At 34.1% G+C, this 18663-nt stretch carries 13 protein-coding genes and 5 tRNA genes; all 18 read right to left on the minus strand.

Annotated elements, in window-relative coordinates; genetic code table 11:
- Nucleotides 1-5: 5 nt before the first annotated feature.
- The gene (locus COE49_RS14685) at nt 6-1574 is read right to left on the minus strand and encodes a flotillin lipid rafts scaffold protein FloT (RefSeq protein WP_098841324.1); all 1569 of its coding nucleotides are present in this window, start codon (nt 1572-1574) and stop codon (nt 6-8) included.
- A 12-nt stretch (nt 1575-1586) separates the two neighbouring features.
- On the minus strand, nt 1587-2135 hold the full coding sequence (locus COE49_RS14690) for an NfeD family protein (protein ID WP_088233179.1): 549 nt from the start codon (nt 2133-2135) through the stop codon (nt 1587-1589).
- A gap of 525 nt (nt 2136-2660) precedes the next feature.
- Nucleotides 2661-5387 carry an NEAT domain-containing protein gene (locus tag COE49_RS14695; protein WP_098945937.1) on the minus strand — a complete coding sequence of 909 codons (2727 nt, stop codon included), beginning with the start codon at nt 5385-5387 and terminating at the stop codon, nt 2661-2663.
- 139 nt (nt 5388-5526) lie between these two features.
- Nucleotides 5527-6702, minus strand: coding sequence for a sporulation protein YhbH (gene yhbH, locus COE49_RS14700; protein WP_088233178.1), 1176 nt, complete (start codon nt 6700-6702; stop codon nt 5527-5529).
- A 449-nt stretch (nt 6703-7151) separates the two neighbouring features.
- A complete protein-coding gene (locus COE49_RS14710; RefSeq protein WP_000353283.1) occupies nt 7152-9047 on the minus strand; it encodes a PrkA family serine protein kinase in 1896 nt (631 codons plus the stop codon).
- 397 nt (nt 9048-9444) lie between these two features.
- On the minus strand, nt 9445-11514 hold the full coding sequence (locus tag COE49_RS14720; RefSeq protein ID WP_098945938.1) for a sensor domain-containing protein: 2070 nt from the start codon (nt 11512-11514) through the stop codon (nt 9445-9447).
- A 127-nt stretch (nt 11515-11641) separates the two neighbouring features.
- A complete protein-coding gene (trmL, locus tag COE49_RS14725) occupies nt 11642-12130 on the minus strand; it encodes a tRNA (uridine(34)/cytosine(34)/5-carboxymethylaminomethyluridine(34)-2'-O)-methyltransferase TrmL (RefSeq protein ID WP_000538147.1) in 489 nt (162 codons plus the stop codon).
- Between the two features lie 58 nt (nt 12131-12188).
- The gene (locus COE49_RS14730) at nt 12189-13076 is read right to left on the minus strand and encodes an amidase domain-containing protein (RefSeq protein ID WP_088233175.1); all 888 of its coding nucleotides are present in this window, start codon (nt 13074-13076) and stop codon (nt 12189-12191) included.
- 44 nt (nt 13077-13120) lie between these two features.
- The gene (gene queG / locus COE49_RS14735; RefSeq protein WP_088233174.1) at nt 13121-14263 is read right to left on the minus strand and encodes a tRNA epoxyqueuosine(34) reductase QueG; all 1143 of its coding nucleotides are present in this window, start codon (nt 14261-14263) and stop codon (nt 13121-13123) included.
- Between the two features lie 199 nt (nt 14264-14462).
- Nucleotides 14463-14536, minus strand: a tRNA-Gly gene (locus tag COE49_RS14740).
- A gap of 115 nt (nt 14537-14651) precedes the next feature.
- On the minus strand, nt 14652-15305 hold the full coding sequence (locus tag COE49_RS14745; protein WP_140417533.1) for a DsbA family protein: 654 nt from the start codon (nt 15303-15305) through the stop codon (nt 14652-14654).
- A gap of 187 nt (nt 15306-15492) precedes the next feature.
- Complete coding sequence (locus COE49_RS14750) at nt 15493-16269, minus strand: transglycosylase domain-containing protein (RefSeq protein ID WP_088233172.1); 777 nt, start codon at nt 16267-16269, stop codon at nt 15493-15495.
- A gap of 471 nt (nt 16270-16740) precedes the next feature.
- Nucleotides 16741-17202 carry an NUDIX hydrolase gene (locus COE49_RS14755; protein WP_098883146.1) on the minus strand — a complete coding sequence of 154 codons (462 nt, stop codon included), beginning with the start codon at nt 17200-17202 and terminating at the stop codon, nt 16741-16743.
- 146 nt (nt 17203-17348) lie between these two features.
- A complete protein-coding gene (locus tag COE49_RS14760; RefSeq protein WP_098357253.1) occupies nt 17349-18068 on the minus strand; it encodes a YebC/PmpR family DNA-binding transcriptional regulator in 720 nt (239 codons plus the stop codon).
- A gap of 263 nt (nt 18069-18331) precedes the next feature.
- Nucleotides 18332-18413 (minus strand) — tRNA-Leu (locus tag COE49_RS14765).
- Nucleotides 18414-18422: 9 nt separating this feature from the next.
- Nucleotides 18423-18493 (minus strand) — tRNA-Cys (locus COE49_RS14770).
- A 14-nt stretch (nt 18494-18507) separates the two neighbouring features.
- Nucleotides 18508-18582, minus strand: a tRNA-Gly gene (locus COE49_RS14775).
- A gap of 5 nt (nt 18583-18587) precedes the next feature.
- Nucleotides 18588-18662, minus strand: a tRNA-Gln gene (locus COE49_RS14780).
- Nucleotide 18663 lies beyond the last annotated feature (1 nt).

An 18663-nucleotide genomic window follows, 5' to 3' on the forward strand; every position in this document is an offset into this window, starting at 1 on the left:
TCTTTCTACTCTTTATCTACTTCTTTTTCTTTATCTTCTACCACAGATACAACAGGTTTATCATTCGATAGCTGCTGTACTGCACCTTTGCCCGCAAATCCTTCTAATAGCTCTTTTAAATCAATGCCAGAAGAAGCTTTTAATGTTTCTTGCATAGTTGCCATTAAATCCGTCGCATAACCTGCCACTTTTCCAGCACCGCCATTCTTACCACCGCCGCCTGTATCAACAACTGTAATTTTATCGATGTTGCTAAGTGGGCTTGCAATTTCTTTCGCATAACTTGGAAGCATTTTAAGAACCATATCCATAATCGCCGCTTGACCATATAATTCAAATGCTTCTGCAATTTTTTGTTTCGCTTCTGCTTCAGCTAAACCTTTCAATCTAATAACGTCTGCTTCTGCTGTACCTTGCGCTTTTTGTACTTCTGCTTTCGCTTGACCTTGCGCTTTTTCAATTTCCGCCTTCGCTAAACCTTCCACACGTACTTCTTCTGCACGTGCTCTCGCTTCTGCTTCAATCTTATATTGGTCTGCATCTGCCTTCTTAATTTGTTTTACTTTTTCAGCTTCAGCTGATTGTTCAACAGCATAGCGGTCTGCATCTGCTTTTTTCTTTACTTCTGCATCGTATTGTTTTTCACGACGCGCAATTTCTTTTTCTTCTAATTCAATTTGCTTCTCACGCTCAATGATTTTAACGCGCATTTGCTCTTCTGTAACACCTTGTTGCGCTTTCGCTTGTTGTAATTCGTAAGAAAGATCCGCATCTGCACGTGCTTGCTCTTGCTCTCTCTTATAAGATTGTACTTTTAACTCTTTATGCTTTTCAGCTTCAGCAATTTGGGCATCACGTTGATATTCGGCTTCTTTTGCTTCTTTTTCAGCACGTGCTTTTTCAATACGAGCTTCTTTTTCACGCTCTGCATTCGCAATTGTTGCATCACGCTTAACTGTCGCAATTTGTGGCTGACCAAGTGCATCTAAATAGCCGTTCTTATCCATGATTTCTTTAATTGTAAAGGAAACGATGCGAAGCCCCATCTTCTTTAAATCTGTAGAAGCTACTTCGTGCACCTTTTGAGCAAATTGCTCTCTATTACTGTAAGCATCTTCTACTGTCATAGAAGATAAAATTGCGCGTAAATGACCTTCTAAAACTTCTTTCGCCTCTACTTTTAACTCTTCTGTTTCTTTTCCTAAATATTGCTCTGCTGCTGTAGATACTTCTTCAATTGTAGAACCTACTTTAATAATAGAAACACCATTTACCGTAACTGGAACACCTTGCTTCGTATACGTATCACGTGTACCCACTTCTAACTTGTAGTTTAATAGGCTTAAAGGCTCTGCTCTTTGCATAATTGGAACTACGAATGTACCGCCACCGCGAATAATCTTAATCTTCTTTCCATCATCAGTGGTAACAACGTTCTTTCCACCACCAAGCCAGTTCCCTGTAACAATTAACGCCTCATCCGGCCCAACTGTTCGATACTTCGTAATGAATACTAAAATAAGTAGAATTAAAATTGCGAGTAACACTCCACCGATAATTAATGGAATCGTCATGTAAATTCCCCCTTATAATTTTGGTTTTTTTAAAGAATAAGCGATGTTTTGTACAAGTAAAACACCATCTTGAACTCCCTCGATAATAACCTCTGTTCCTTGTAAAATATCTTTTTTCCCAACTGTTTTAGCTGGGATTGCATTACTTCCAAATTGGGAGGAAATTAATACTTCACCAAACCCTTCTGTAGGAATTGTCGTAATGACTTCTCCCTTGCAACCAATAAACTCATCCATACGTTGTACGGTATTTTGCTCTGCTTCTGCAATCGGTTTTAAAATTAGTATTTTCATGATGAAAACACCGATAAAGGATATAGCAAAGGCACCAGCGAAAATAACAATACTATTAAAGGAAAATAAATATTCTCCTATATAACTTAATCCACATAACATGGCGAAGAAACTAAGTAATAAAGTTACGACGGATACTGATCCGCCTCCAAAACTAAATATTGATTCAAATATATCTCCAAAAAAGATATAAATAACAGTAAGTATAGTAGCAATAATAAATCCATATAAATAAATTGTTTCAAGTGGATAACCAAACAAGACCATTTCTTATCCCCCTTTCTTAAACAATCCTCTTTTGTTATGTGTATGCCTCACCTCTTTCAAAGATTATCGTTCTTAATTTTCAGTTATTTACCCTTTAAAGAAAGGCCTGTAAAACAGGCCTCTAAAAAAGAACAGGAGGAACCTATTGTGACAGGCTCCTCCTAGAAAATAACCGATATATTATATATCTATATAATATACTATTTTCCACAAAAAGTAAAGTTAAACATACATTGGAAAAGTGCTTATTTTACTGATAATGAGTAGATTCCATCACCATTATTATATTCCATTAAAAAATAACATATTATTTCTTCATACATTTTGAACATATAGTGAGCGAAAAGGACTTACAATTTTACTACAGTGGCTCCATTATTTAAGCAATCGAAACATCCTCGTATTAATATCTTTCCCTATTCAAAAAGACTTGATCATAAGCATATTTCAACAGGAAATTGCTATGATCAGGTCTTCTCAAAAACTTCTATAGTTGTTTTATATAATAATAAGATAAAGCGTTGTTTATTTCTTAAATAATTTCTTTCTAAATACAAACATACTTAATGCTGAAAGAACAAGTGCTAATCCAGAAAGTAAAGTCGATGTGTTAACTTGACTACCAGTTGCTGCTAAAGATTTCTTATTTTCCTCTTGCTTATTAGCATGTTGTTTATTTGAATCCGTTTCTTTCGCACCCTCTTGTCCTACGTTTTTCACTGGCCCAACTTGATTATCCTCTTTTGTCTCTTGATCCAATCCAGTTGCTAATTCTTTTGTTGGTCCTTCAACTTCTTTTACTGGTTCTTTTACTTCTTCTTTCGGCTCTTCAACTTCTTTTGTTGGTTCTTTTACTTCTTCTTTCGGCTCTTCAACTTCTCTTGTTGGTTCTTTTACTTCTTCTTTCGGTTCTTCAACTTCTTTTGTTGGTTCTTTTTCGTCTTCCTTTTCAACTATATTCTGAGTAACTGTTCCGTTAAATCTTATACTAATTTCATCAGAATCTAACTCGAATTTATATACCTTTTCGCCTGGAGTACTCCATTTTATTACTCCGTTATCAATCGTTCCATCCTCACTTGTCAATTTAATATTATCAATACTTTCTCCTTCTAAATCATATACAGGAACCTGAATTTCTTCGTTTACTTTTGCATTATTTAAAACGATATTTTGTCTTCCAACATCAATTGTAAACCACTGACCTAATTGTATTAACGGCCTTACATCACGAATCTCATTTCCAGCTAAATTTAAGCTAAGTAAGTCTAACATTGATCCAAGAACTGTTACATCTTTAATACGATTGTCCGCCAGATTTAACCACTGTAAATTTTCCAATGAAGATAACGGTGTTATCTCTTCAATTTGATTATGCGATACATTCACAGCGTTCAATTGTTTCAAGTTCGAAATAAATTCTATATTTTTCAAGCCCACTCCTTCTAAAGTGAGGTTTTCTAAGTTCGTCATGTACTCTAAACCTGCTACATCTTTTATTTCTTTTCCTTTTTCTTTAAGTATCTCTAATCTTTTAATCTGTAATAAATCTTCTTTTGTTATAGGGGCGTTTAGATTCTCTCTACTAAAATTCTCTTTGTTAATATGTTGTTGTAAATTTTTATCAAGGATTTCATTTTTACTTTCTTTTTGTTTTTCAACTATATTTTGTATAACCTTCCCATTAAAGCTTATTTTACTTTCAGCAGAATTCGTATCTAGTTTAAATTCATATATTTTTTCTCCAGGACTATTCCACTTTATAAACCCGTTATCCAGAGTGGCCTCTTCATTTTTTACATTAATATTTTGAAGTGGTGCTCCTGTAAGATTGTATATTGGAATTTTTATTGCTTCATCTACGCTTGCTTCATCTAAAAAGATTTTTTGTCTTTGAATATCGATGTATATTCTTTCTCCTAACTCTTGAACCGGTCTAACATCACGGATTTCATTTGAACCTAGCTTTAAATCATATAAACCTGTTAATTGACTAAGTGGCGTTATATCTGAAATATAGTTTTCCTCTAAATCTAGTTTCTGTAATCCTGATAATTGTGATAATGGATTAAGATCTACTAATTCATTTTTTGAAAGCCCTAATTCACTTAATTTATTCATCCCATTAATATGTTCAACATTGCTCAATCCATTATTGCTTATTTCAAGTATCTTCAAATTCTTTAATTGGTGAATTCCTTCAAGACCTGCATTGCTAATTTGATTATTTGCTATAGTCAAATCCCTTAAAGATGTCACTGTAAATAATGGTTTAATATCTTTTATATAATTACTATTTACATCTAGCATTTTAATCTTCTTCATTTGACTTAATGGGCTTAAATCTGAAATTTTATTGTTTCTCAAAGTTAAAAACTCAATATGTTCTAACTCAGCCAAAGATCCAATATCTTCAAGTTCACCATAAGTTATACTTAACGATTTCAGTTTCCTCAACTTCGAGATAAATTGTATATTTTCTAACTTAACTTCTTCCAACGTTAAGTTTTCTAAATTCGTCATATACTCTAGACCACTTACGTCTTGTATTCCTTTATTTTTTGCCTCAACAACTATTAAAGATTTAACTTTTAATAAATCTTCCTTAGTTATTGGCGTATTTAAATTCTCTCTATGCAAATTATATTTATTGATATGCCTTTGTAACTGCTTATCTACAATTACATTTCCACTTTCATCTTGTTGCTCCACTTTATCCTCTTTATTTTCCTTTTGCTTTTCTGGAACATTATTTTCTAAATTTAAAGTATTTACTTCGAACTGCACTTGATACTTATTGTCATAAGCCATTGTTGGAATATAAATATGCATTTGCATATTATACCTCTTTCCTAATTCCCCTACTTCAAACTGAATCACTTTCGTTCCATTTTTCTTTTTATCTTCTGATATTACTTTCACATCATGGAACACACCAGGAGTATGACTATCCTCTGTTTTCAAATATTGAAAGAAATCACTATCACTTAACGTTGCCGTTACAATTTTCTTTCCATTCTCAATTTTTAATTTCGGATCCTTTATATAAACAGCTGCCATGGATTCTTCATTTGTTTTATCTTTATACGCTTTAATAACAGCATCATATGTACCATCTGCTAAAGCATGTCCAGTTTTATTCACCTCAATTGCTACTGCCGCTAACGCCGGTGTTGAATATGCCGCAAACGGCAACGACAATGTCGCCGCTATTAAAATTGCATTTATATGTTTTCTTTTATTATTCTTCAACCTTACATCTCCTTCGAAATATATAATTCAAAATGTAATCATTTCTCGGATAAATGATAATGATTTTCATTCGCGTTGTCAACTGGCAACATACATATTTCTTGAAAATTTCACAAAAAAATAATCCCTTTAAAAGGGATTATGCCATTCTCTCACCTGATTCTTCTCTAAAAAAGCTTTTCATCGCATGGAATACGTCTGCTTTTTGCTTTAAAATATAGTACCTAAAGTTTTCATCTTTAATATTTTTATAGGCTGACATGAGTGTGCTGTGGCGATTATACTGGTTCACTTCACCATAGCCAAACATATTACACTTCTTCATTAATTCTTCCACAAGCTTTACGCATCTAGCATTATCCGAAGTTAAATTATCACCATCTGAAAAATGGAATGGATAAATATTATAGCGGTCTGGTGAATATTTATTATCGATAAGCTCTAATGCTTTTTTGTATACAGAAGAGCATATTGTTCCGCCGCTTTCTCCTTTTGAGAAAAACTCTTCCTCTGTAACTACTTTTGCCTCCGTATGGTGGGCAATAAACTCAATATCTACCGTTTCATATTTCGTGCGTAAAAATCTAGTCATCCAAAAGAAGAAACTACGTGCCATATACTTCTCCCATATTCCCATCGATCCACTCGTATCCATCATCGCTAATACTACAGCTTTTGAATCTGGCTTCAATACTTCATTCCAAGTACGGAACTTTAAATCTTCTTGGTGAATTGGGTGGAAAGATGCTTTACCACGCATTGCATTTCGTTTATATGCAGATATCATCGTTCGCTTCTTATCAATGTTTCCCCATAACCCTGTTTTTCTAATATCATTAAATTCAATATGCTCAATCCGGTTTTCATCCATTTCTTTTCTTTTTAAATTAGGCAGCTCTAACTCTTTGAAAAACGCCTGCTCTAATTCTAAAATAGAGACTTCAGCCTCATAATAGTCTTCCCCAGCCGTATCTCCCGCACCTTGCCCTTTTCCTGGTCCCTTTTGCTTTTGACCACCTGATCCATCTCTCGCAACGACATCACCAACTTTGCTGTCACCATTTCCTTGCCCAACATGTTTATTTTTATCATAATTGTACCTAATCTTATATTCATCTAAAGAACGAATCGGTATTTTTACAACATCCTTACCATTAGACATCACTATACTTTCCTCTGTTACAAGGTCTGGTAAATTATTTTTAATTGCCTCTTGCACTTTTTCTTGATGGCGTTGTTGGTCGTCATATCCTTTGCGATGGAGGGACCAGTTTTCCTGTGAAATCGTATAATTTGGTTGATTTTCTTCGCCCATTTCTTTCCCTCCTTACTGTAATTGTCTTTCTCTATGAACAGCAATCTATAAATTTTGTTCTGTAATGTGCAAGCTAGAATATTTGAAAAGTAACTGTCCATCGAAAATCATCCCATAAACATAGATAACGTTTTTCATACAATACTCCTAGCATCCTAAACAAAATTTTGCCACTCACATAATAGAAATGACATTTAACCGTCGATAAGAAAGAAACACAATGCATTGTTGCACACATTTTCACTTTGCAACATATTGTATTGTGTTGGCTTTTTTCGTATGAATGGTTGGTTACTCTATCATATGCATATTGTAAAAATAATTGACAATAAATTCATAAAGTTGCATCTTAATTTATTATATTTGGACAAGATATGACACCTTATACACATAAACGGATAATAAAACGCTGTCCCGCAAAATACAAGAGACAGCGTTTTGTTATCAAACTATCGATTTAACAGGCTACCTACATAGCGTAACAATTCATTTGCTGAAGAAGAATTATAGCCATGTTCATCAATTAAACGTGCAACAACATCATTGATCTTCTTAAGCTGATTTTCGTCTGGTGTTTTCGTTGATGTTGTAATTTTCACTATATCTTTTAAATCAGCAAATAGTTTTTTCTGAATCGCTTCACGAAGACGTTCGTGCGAATTATAATCGAAGCGTTTTCCTTTACGTGCATAAGCAGAAATGCGAATTAATATTTCTTCACGGAATGCTTTTTTAGCATTTTCTGAAATTCCAATTTGCTCTTCAATTGAGCGCATTAATTTTTCATCCGGGCTCATTTCTTCCCCTGTTAACGGGTCACGCAATTTCGACTTATTGCAGTACGCCTCAACGTTATCTAAGTAATTATCCATAAGTGTCTTAGCTGATTCTTCATACGAATACACGAATGCTTTTTGTACTTCTTTCTTAGCAATTTCATCGTATTCTTTTCTTGCTAATGAAATGAAATTCATATAGCGTTCACGATCTTCATTACTAATAGATGGATGCTGATCCAATCCGTCTTTTAAAGAGCGGAGTACATCAAGTGCATTAATAGATGGTACTTCTTTTCTAATAATTGTCGAAGAAATTCGGTTAATAACATAACGCGGGTCAATACCGCTCATACCTTCATCTTGATATTCACGTTGTAATTCCTCTACATCAATCGCATTATAACCTTCTACCGTTTCTCCATCATATAAACGCATCTTTTTAATCAAATCAATATCCGGACGCTTCGGATCTTTTAAACGAGTTAAAATAGTAAACATTGCTGCAACGCGAAGTGTATGTGGTGCAATATGCACGTTTGATACGTCACTTTCACGAATCATTTTTTCATAAATATGTTCTTCTTCACTCACTCGTAAATTATATGGAACTGGCATTACGATAATCCGCGAATGTAATGCTTCATTTTTCTTATTTGCTATGAAAGAACGATACTCTGTTTCGTTCGTATGCGCTACTATTAATTCATCTGCTGAAATCAGCGCAAACCTACCTGCTTTGAAATTCCCTTCTTGCGTAAGTGATAATAAATGCCATAAGAATTTCTCATCACATTTTAACATCTCTTGGAATTCCATCATTCCACGGTTTGCCTTATTCAATTCTCCATCAAAGCGATACGCACGAGGGTCTGATTCTGAACCATATTCTGCAATTGTAGAGAAGTCAAGACTACCTGTTAAGTCAGCAATATCTTGTGACTTCGGATCTGAAGGACTAAATGTACCAATTCCTGTACGGCGATCTTCCGAGAAGAAAATACGCTCTACAACTACATCCTCAATTCTTGATCCATATTCTTGTTCTAAACGCATCACATTTAATGGTGATAGATTCCCTTCAATTCTTACTCCATACTCATCAAAGAAATCATCACGTAAATGATGTGGAATTAAATGCAGCGGATCTTCATGCATTGGGCAGCCTTTAATCGCAAAAATAGCTCCGCGATCTGTACGTGAATATGTTTCCAATCCTCGTTTCAACATCGTAACTAAAGTTGATTTACCACCACTAACAGGACCCATTAATAATAAAATACGTTTTCTAACATCTAATCGTTTTGCAGATGGATGAAAATATTCTTCCACAAGGCGTTCTAAAGCATCCTCTAATCCAAATAACTGATTACTAAAGAAGTTATATTTTCTTCTACCATCAACTTCTTCAATGCCAGCATCTTTTATCATATTGTAAATGCGAGAGTGTGCTGTTTGAGCCACCCATGGTCTTTCTTTCACAAGCTCCAAATACTCCGCAAACGTACCTTCCCATTGTAAACGTTCTTCTGCTTCTCGATGTTGTTCAATTTTCTTTAGAATATCCATTATAGCTCCTCCCCCATCTCCTTGTTCAATCGGATTATTATAAAAGGTATGCTAGGATGTCCTTAAACATTCTTTAAATCAAAACGAAATATATAATCGCGTAATAAAATTCTCTCCAAAACTGAAAGAAAATTCTGTATAATAAAGATATTAAAGGCTTCACACCGCTATTCATTTTAAATTAATTCTTTTCTTCTAAGAACCTTACATACATTTCGAGTAGTAAATAAAATTAGTAAACCGAAAAAGTAGGGGGAATATTAATATGAAATTATTATTAATTTTAGGTGTATCACTCACATTTCTTACCGCCATTTTCACATCTGGTTACAACGATAAACCTGGTACACATAAAAAGTGATGTGCTTTTTAGCACATCACTTTTTTTCTGCATCAATTATTTATAATATACATTCTCCACATCATGTTTTGATAAAGGGCGGCTATAATAATAACCTTGTACAAGTTTCACATTCTTTTCCTTCAAAAATTGGATTTGCTCCACTTTTTCTACTCCTTCTGCAATTACATTCAATCCTAAAGTATGAGCTAAATGAATAATCGCAGCCGTAATATTTGTATCGCGTTCATCTATATGTATCCCTTCCATAAAAGAACGATCAATTTTTAAAGTATCAATTGGATATGTTTTTAAATAACTTAAAGATGAATACCCTGTCCCAAAATCATCTAAATGAATCTTTACATTTTGTTCTTTTAATTGCAGCAACACTCTTTTCGATAAATCTTTATGTATAAGAGCTCCTTCTGTAACTTCTATTCCTAATAAATGAGGTGGTACGTTATACTTATTTAGAGCTCTTGTAATCATTTCGATTAATGTAATAGAACGAAAATGTCTAGCTGAAATATTCACTGCAATTGGGACAACTTCATAGTCCTTATTTAGCCATTCACGTATTTGTTTACACACTTGATTCACTACCCATTCATCAAGCTTAATAATAAATCCGGTTCTTTCTGCTAGTGGAATAAATTGACTAGGTGAAACAAATCCTAGCTCCTTATTTTCCCATCTTATTAAAGCTTCCATACTAGCTATTTTTTTCGTCTCAATATTAACTTGCGGCTGATAATATAAGAAAAATTCATTTTTCTCTATAGCTCGATATAACTGATTTTCTATTATAAACCTTTGTTCACGTTCACAATCTAATCCATTGCAATAAAAATGATAATGCCCTTTTCCCTTTTCCTTTGCTTTTTCCAAAGCAGCATCCACTCTCTGAAAAAGGATTTTTTCATCTTCTCCATCTGTTGGTGCCATTGCAATTCCAATTGACGCACTTAAATACACGTCCTCTTCTTCTATTACAAAATAATTACTAATGTTTTTTAATATATTTTTTGCAACTTCCTCTACATATTCTTTCGTTATATTTTCTATTAACATAACAAATTGATCATCATGCTCTCTAAATAAATGCATACCTTCTATTTGTAGATTGCTCAAACGTTCTGTAACTTTTTGTAATACTTTATCTCCTTCTTTATGACCAAATGTATCATTAATAAGATGAAACTCATCTAAATCAATAAAAACAAGCGCAAAATTTATATTTTCATTTAAAAAAACATTTAACTTATTTGTACATGAAATTCTATTCATTAATCCTGTTAATTGATCATAGTAAGCTAAATATTCCGTTCGCATCTCATTTAATACTTGCCTCGTAACATCTCTTGTAACAATATATACCCCAACAATTTCTCCGTTCACAATAATTGGGATAGTTCTCAAAGAAATATATAGCTCGTACCCTGCTTTATGAACATATTTCTTTGAAACGATTTGTTTTGCCTTTCCTTGTAAAGCTTCTTTAAGTATCATTTGAAAGTCTTTGTTATATTCTTCATTAATAAATTTAAAAATAAATTTATTATTTAATTCTTCATGCCGGTATCCAAACATCTCATACGTTGCCGGATTCGCATATGTAATTCTACCTATAGAATCTATAGATATAATGGAGTCATTATTATATTCAAGTAATGATTTAAATAACATTTGTTTTTCTTCTATTTCTACCTTTTCCGCAATCTGAGCTGTAATATCCCTTGTAATACAAATAATAAACTGGCATACCCCTTCATCGTCGTATACAGGATTAAGTGAAGACTCATAGTGTAGACTACCAGTTGATAAGCTAATCACATCACAAAAAGTATGTGATCTCGCTTCTCGTATTACTTTTGTATATTGCCTTTGTAAGATTCTTGCTTTGTCTACTGACAATACTTCCCCAAACGTTTTTCCATAACACTCTTCGCTTAGCTCCGCATAATCCATGCCTATTTTATTCACATAAATATATTTAAACGTCTCATCATCGATAACTTTCACAATAAACACTAAATCTTGAATAGCATGCAACAGTCCCTGTCTTACTAAATCCATATCTATCATACTTAAAAAGGTATTTTGATTATTATATTTTTCCTTCATATTTATCTCAACCCGTCTTATCTATTTTTAATCATATATCCCATTCTATATGAATATGTACCCTTTTTAAAATGTATGATTGCATATTATTTTTATTTTTAGAAAAAAAGTCGCCAAATGGCGACTTTTAATAAACGATTTCTAAATCTAATCCTGGATAATTTTGTTGACGGAACGCTTCATAAATTAAAATTGCTGCTGTGTTAGATAAATTTAATGAGCGCACTTTATCAGTCATTGGAATACGTAAACAATGATCGAAGTTTTCTTCGATTACATTAGCTGGTAAGCCATTTGTTTCTCTTCCAAATACAAAATAATAATCCTTCTCACGCTTGCTATAGTCAAACGCTGTATGAGCTTTCTCGCCATACTTTGTTAAATAGAAGAATTCACCATCTTTATTTTTTTCATAAAATTCTTCAATTGAATCATAATACGTAATCTTCACGTGCTGCCAATAATCTAATCCTGCACGCTTTAACATTTTATCATCCGTTGAAAATCCAAGCGGTCTAATCAAATGTAGTTCTGTTCCAGTTGCTGCACAAGTACGAGCAATATTTCCTGTATTTGCTGGAATTTCTGGTTGATATAAAACAACATGTACTCCCACGCGATATTCACCTCTGTTTTTTGTCTACTACGTATTATACCACTTGAGCGAAAAATCTCTACCCATTAATAATATGAAAGAATTTATATTTCATTTGTGGTGTATATTTACTAGAATCTTCATAGTTCCAATAACGACGACGGCTATTCGCTGAATGTGCATTTACAAGTGGCATACCATCTGCGTCTTTTGCTACTACAATCGTCGTATGATTCCATCTACCATCATCCTCGAAATCGTAAGCAATAACATCTCCAAGAATAAGATCTTCTGGCCTTTCAACAGCTTCTGCTCGAAGACCTGTTGTAGCACCTGACAAATACCAATAAAAAGAATGTGCGACAGCCCAGCTCCAGCTCCACTGATTTTCCCTTTGCCACCATCCTTTACGAATATTAGGATATCCATTCATTGGTACTTCTCCAGTATGAAGACATTGTGAAATAAAATTTGTACAATTATCAGGGAAGTTGCGATATATAGGATTTCGGTCATCCCACCAACGCTCTGCATATTTCACTGCCTCTAAACGATTATATTGATAAGAACCGTACTTCTCTTTCACAAATTCCCTTTCTAATGTCTCACCTATCCCAATTTCTTCTGACACTTCAATAGCATAATCACTTATTACACGGCTATTCTTTAAACAAACTCTTCGTTTTAATTGTTCCTCTTCGATATAAAATAATTCTTTATGCCTAATTAAATATTTAAAATGTATTTGATAATCAATTTCTTGATGATTACTACTATTTAATTGTCTAATGAAAGAAACATCCGCAGTTGCTTTCACTATATGTGCACTACGTTTTTGAAACAATTGTTTCTTTCTCTGCGCTATTTGTAATAAATCTTCAGCAATACCATTCACATTTGTTCGTTTCTCCGTTATATATGCTAAAAATTGTTGTACTTGGTTTTCAATCTTCGTTTTAACAGCCATTCTGTCTCCCTCCCATATTACAATATGAAAAAGGGAAATATTATCTACTCTTTTTTCTGCGCTAACAATTCAAGCCCACGATTCATTTCATGAAGGACCTCTTCATCTTTCTCACGTTGCATTGCTTTTTCAATCGCTTCGCCTACTCCATCACCGCCAATTTTCCCAATTGCCCATGCTGCGGTTCCGCGAAGGACTGGTCTTGGATCGTCTTTCATAACACCAATTAAATCAGGAATTGCTGACGCTTCTTTAAAATGTGCAAGTGCTAAAATAGCATTACGTTGCAATGGCTTTTTACCTCTCCATGATCCTGACATAATACCATATTTCTCTTTAAAATCACGATTACTAATGGTTAAAAGTGGCGTTAATAACGGTTTAACTAACTCAGGATCTGGCTCCATTTCAGGGTGATTATGAAAATCCATTCCTTTATTTTTCGGACAAACAGTCTGACATGTATCACATCCATATATACGATTCCCTATTTTATCGCGGTATTCTTCAGGTAGGAATCCTTTCGTCTGTGTTAAAAATGCAATACATTTCTTCGAATCTAACTGCCCACCCTGTATTAAAGCACCTGTAGGGCAAATATCAATACATTTCGTACAGCTTCCACATTGATCTTCTATTGGCTGATCTGGTGGGAATGGAACGTTTGTAATCATTTCTCCTAAGTATACGTACGAACCAAATTCTGGTGTAATAATAGAGCAGTTCTTACCACTCCATCCTATACCTGCACGCTCTGATACAGCACGATCGCTTAACTCACCTGTATCAACCATTGACTTTACTTCTATCTCTGGAAGCTTTTCAATTAAATATGCCTCTAGCTTTTGCAAACGATCTCGCAAAACAAGGTGATAATCTTGTCCCCATGAAGCGCGACAAAATATTCCACGGCGCTCTCCTCTTTTGCTTAACGGTGCATTTTTTAATTTAGAAGGATATGCTAAAGCAATCGCAATAATTGATTTCGCTCCAGGTAATAAAAGCTGTGGATTCGTTCTTTTCTCTATATCAGGTTCTTCAAATCCAGACTGATAATTTAATTGTTGCTGCTGGATTAAACGTTGCTTTAATTCCTCAAACGGGGAAGCACTCGCAAAACCTATTTTATCTATACCGATTGTTTTACTATACGCAATTACATCTTGCTTTAATTGTTCAAAGTCCATTCCTAATCGCCTCCTCAGATGAATCCATCCCTTATGTAACACTCTATTGGTTAGCAATTCACTTTTGGAATACTATTCTTTTCTTCTATTTTCGCATACAATGATGCTTTTCAAACATTAAAAAACGCAATGCCTCGTTTATCTCGGAAACGAAACACTGCGTTGATCACAATTTATTAGAAAAATATTAAATAAAGTTTGGAGCGGGTGAAGAGAATCGAACTCTCGACCAGAGCTTGGAAGGCTCTTGTTTTACCACTAAACTACACCCGCAAATATGAATTACATATAAGATATTAGAATAACTTATGTAAAGTAGTATAGCATGTACAAAAAACGGAAGCAAGAATTTTATCGAAAAAAGTCGAAAAAGTGATGAGAAACCTCATCACTTTTTCAATTCTTTATCAATTGCCTTCTTCATACTATCGAAATCAGGGTTTGCAAGATTTCCGTTTACATATACTGAAGGAGCCCCTTGAACTTTTAATTTTTGAGCACGATCTGAATCTTTACGTACTTTTTCTGTAATTTCTTTACTGTGTAAATCTTTCTTAAATTGGTCTACATCAACCTTTGGAAGTTTCTCTTTCACAATGTTAAGAAGCAGTTCTTCTGTAATCCATTTTTCCGTATCTTTCTTTTGACTTTGATAAATTTCATCATAGAAAATCCAGAATGAATCTGGATCTTGTTTATAAATTGCTTCACCAGCTGCGGCACCTAAATCAGAGTCTTTTCCTATAAACGGGAAATTAATAAAATATAACTGCACTTTACCTTTATCAATATACTCTTCTTTTAATCGTGGTAATACCGTTACATCCCAAGTACGACAAGCTGGACATTTGAAGTCTCCAAATTCAACTACCTTAACTGGAGCATCATCTTTCCCTAAAGACTGTTGCGTAGAATAAGCAAACATTTCATTTCCTTTATCTTTTTTGTCATTTATGATGCTATACGCAATTGCTCCGATTACAATCAATACTGCGATAGAAAAAACTATACCAAGAGCCATGAGTTTGTTCGATGATTTCATATACATTCCTCTTTAAATTCATATTCTGTATACAGCATTGTACACAATACACATAATATCAATACTTACATATGTCACGCAATGAACACGCTCACATAAATTACAAAAATACAACAATTGTGACGATATTGTGTCACAATTTGTCACAATTTATTCAAAAAAAGAAGCTCCTATATAGGAACTTCTCTTAACTGACAGCTTTTTCACGAGCGTTATTTAACATCGACTGCTCTGTTTTTATATCCTGACGAATTACTAATTTCTCACTAACTGCTTGAACATACTCATCATGATTTATATAGCCTTCTTTTTCCATTAATCTCAAAACGACATTTCGTCTCTCGACGGCCTTATCATAATTTTGGACAGGTGAGTAATAAGCAGGTGCTTTTACTACAGCGGCCATCATTGCACTTTCAGCTAAGGTTAATTGATCCACCTTTTTACCAAAGTAAAGATTTGCCGCTTTTTCAATTCCCCATGCACCTTCTCCATAATAAATATTACTTACATATAATTTTAAGATCTCATCCTTTGTAAATGTACGTTCAATTTTTTTCGTATAGAAAATCTCTTTCCACTTACGAGAAAATGTACGTTCATTAGTTAAAAAAGCATTTTTAGATAGCTGCTGTGTAATTGTGCTTCCTCCTTGCACAACACCACCAGCTTTTATATTCTCAATAGAAGCTCGAATAATTGCTATATAGTCTAAACCATTGTGATGATAAAACCTTTTATCTTCCGTCGCAATAAATGCGTGTGTTACTGATTCGGGTACATCTAATTTAGCAGGTACATGTAATTTACTAATATCACTTCGCTCAATCATTACATTTCCAACGAATAATAATGCAAAACTTAACAATAATAATAATATAATGGCTTTATAAAAGAATTTAGTTAATGGATTTAATGCAACTTTTTGATGATAGTTCACTCTAGATAATACTCGTTCTTTCATCTTGAACACCTCTTTTCCACACAGCATATATAACTCTTACCTTAAGGATACTTTGTTGTAAAAGAATATCCCATCGATTTCTCTTACACATACCTTACAACATTGTAAGGTGTAAAAATGTATTGTATCACAGTCCTTTTTTATCTACTATTCATATGAAATGTTGAATATACATTGTTTTAAAACATTAACAACCAATAACATTGTATAAATTAAGAACATTATGCTTCCCTTAATTTCACTTTATTCTTTTATTATATCATCTACAAATTTCTACTTTTAAACATCTAGTAATCTAATTATATATGATACATTACTATTATACAGAACAAACGTTCTGCAAATCAATGATAGATAAGTAAAAACCTTATTAATTAAAGTTTCACTTTATTATTGTGACCTTTTTCTGAAACAGTATACATAAAGAAAAGGTTAGCAATTTGAGGCACCCTCAAATAACTAACCTTTTCTTTACAACCTTCCTAAAAGATTATATGGTTGTACCTCCCACGTTTCATACGGAATGAAATGCGTTGCTTTCATCGCATCCAGTGTCCTTGATTTCATATGAGGACGCGTTATATACTCATCAATGTTCCCTTCGTTTAATGCAACAAATTTAGCCTCTTTAATTTCTTCAGGCTGAATTTTTATATCACCACTTACATATGCCACTTTAAACACAACAGCTAAAATATGCATAGAAGCGTTATAATACACGCCTGTAATCCCAATAGGCTCCACCGTTAAGCCCGTTTCCTCCATTATCTCTCTACAAACAGCTTGATCAAGTGCTTCTCCCTCTTCTACTTGCCCTCCAGGCATTTCCCACGTATCAGCTCGCCAGTGTACTTTCGTTAAAAGTACCTCATTCTTTTCATTTGTTAAATAGCCTGCTACTGCAACAATGTGCTTTGGTGTTTTATGTTCCATATCAATGCCTCCTGGAAATATTTTTATTGCTTATACAATCTACAACAATATTCGCTAACATCAATGAAATACCTTTACAAGCACATTGTATTAACTATAATTTCCATATAAAAAAGACCATTTCGTATTACGAAATGGTCTTTTCTTTATTCTCCTAAGTCTACGTTATGGTAAACTTGTTGTACATCTTCTAAATCTTCTAATGCATCAACCATTTTTTCAAATTGTGTTTGAGCATCTTCAGGAAGTGTTACATCATTTTGTGCAAGCATTGTTAATTCTGCAACTGTAAATTCTTCGACACCAGCATCTTTAAGTGCAGATTGTACTGAATGGAATTGATCAGGTTCAGCATACACAATAACAGCATCTTCTTCTTCTAGAATGTCACGTGCATCTACATCTGCTTCCATTAAGATTTCAAGAACTTCATCTGATGTTTTACCTTCAAGACCGATAACAGCTGTCGCATCAAACATGTAAGCTACAGAACCGTTTACGCCCATATTACCACTGTTTTTGCTAAATGCAGCTCGTACATCTGCAGCAGTGCGGTTTACGTTATTTGTAAGTGTATCTACAATAACCATAGATCCATTTGGTCCAAAGCCTTCGTAACGAAGCTCGTCATAATTTTCTTCTGAGCCACCTTTTGCTTTTTCAACTGCACGATCAATAATCGTTCTTGGTACATTGTATGTTTTCGCACGCTCTAATACGACTCTAAGTGCTTGGTTTGATTCTGGATCTGGCTCGCCTTGTTTTGCTGCCACATAAATTTCACGTCCAAATTTCGCGTATATACGGCTTGTATTTGCATCTTTTGATGCTTTTTTATCTTTAATATTATTCCATTTACGACCCATACTTTCCACTCTCTTTCCCGTTTTAAATCTACATAAAGATATTAATATGAAATATAATGTGTGTTCAACACATTTTTAAAAGAAATATAAAAAGTTCATTTTTGATTCATATTACAGACATAATATAAATCACTATCATTTTGTTCTTTCGACAAGTTACATTATACATGAATTCCTACGTTTATTACGAATTTTAGAATCACATAACATAATTTAACAAAAAAGACTCTAACATTTCTGTTAGAGTCTTTTTACATCGCCGATACCGATGGTCGGGGTCGAACCGACACTCCCGAAGGAACACGATTTTGAGTCGTGCGCGTCTGCCAATTCCGCCACATCGGCACAAAGAAAAGGCGGCAACCGGATTCGAACCGGTGGTAAAGGTTTTGCAGACCTCTGCCTTACCACTTGGCTATGCCGCCATATGAAGTTTTATTGGAGCGGAAGACGGGATTCGAACCCGCGACCCCAACCTTGGCAAGGTTGTATTCTACCACTGAACTACTTCCGCAAAAATGGCTGGGCTAGCTGGATTCGAACCAGCGCATGACGGAGTCAAAGTCCGTTGCCTTACCGCTTGGCTATAGCCCAT

Origin of the sequence: Bacillus sp. AFS029637 (genome assembly GCF_002584985.1) — a bacterium.
Classification (GTDB): domain Bacteria; phylum Bacillota; class Bacilli; order Bacillales; family Bacillaceae_G; genus Bacillus_A.

Coding starts and splice junctions, on each gene's coding strand:
- COE49_RS14750 (WP_088233172.1), bottom strand. CDS start 16,269: ATGAAAGAACGAGTATTATCTAGAGTGAACTATCATCAAAAAGTTGCA.
- COE49_RS14730 (WP_088233175.1), bottom strand. CDS start 13,076: ATGGCTGTTAAAACGAAGATTGAAAACCAAGTACAACAATTTTTAGCA.
- COE49_RS14710 (WP_000353283.1), bottom strand. CDS start 9,047: ATGGATATTCTAAAGAAAATTGAACAACATCGAGAAGCAGAAGAACGT.
- COE49_RS14685 (WP_098841324.1), bottom strand. CDS start 1,574: ATGACGATTCCATTAATTATCGGTGGAGTGTTACTCGCAATTTTAATT.
- COE49_RS14690 (WP_088233179.1), bottom strand. CDS start 2,135: ATGGTCTTGTTTGGTTATCCACTTGAAACAATTTATTTATATGGATTT.
- COE49_RS14720 (WP_098945938.1), bottom strand. CDS start 11,514: ATGAAGGAAAAATATAATAATCAAAATACCTTTTTAAGTATGATAGAT.
- COE49_RS14760 (WP_098357253.1), bottom strand. CDS start 18,068: ATGGGTCGTAAATGGAATAATATTAAAGATAAAAAAGCATCAAAAGAT.
- COE49_RS14745 (WP_140417533.1), bottom strand. CDS start 15,305: ATGAAATCATCGAACAAACTCATGGCTCTTGGTATAGTTTTTTCTATC.
- COE49_RS14755 (WP_098883146.1), bottom strand. CDS start 17,202: ATGGAACATAAAACACCAAAGCACATTGTTGCAGTAGCAGGCTATTTA.
- yhbH (WP_088233178.1), bottom strand. CDS start 6,702: ATGGGCGAAGAAAATCAACCAAATTATACGATTTCACAGGAAAACTGG.
- queG (WP_088233174.1), bottom strand. CDS start 14,263: ATGGACTTTGAACAATTAAAGCAAGATGTAATTGCGTATAGTAAAACA.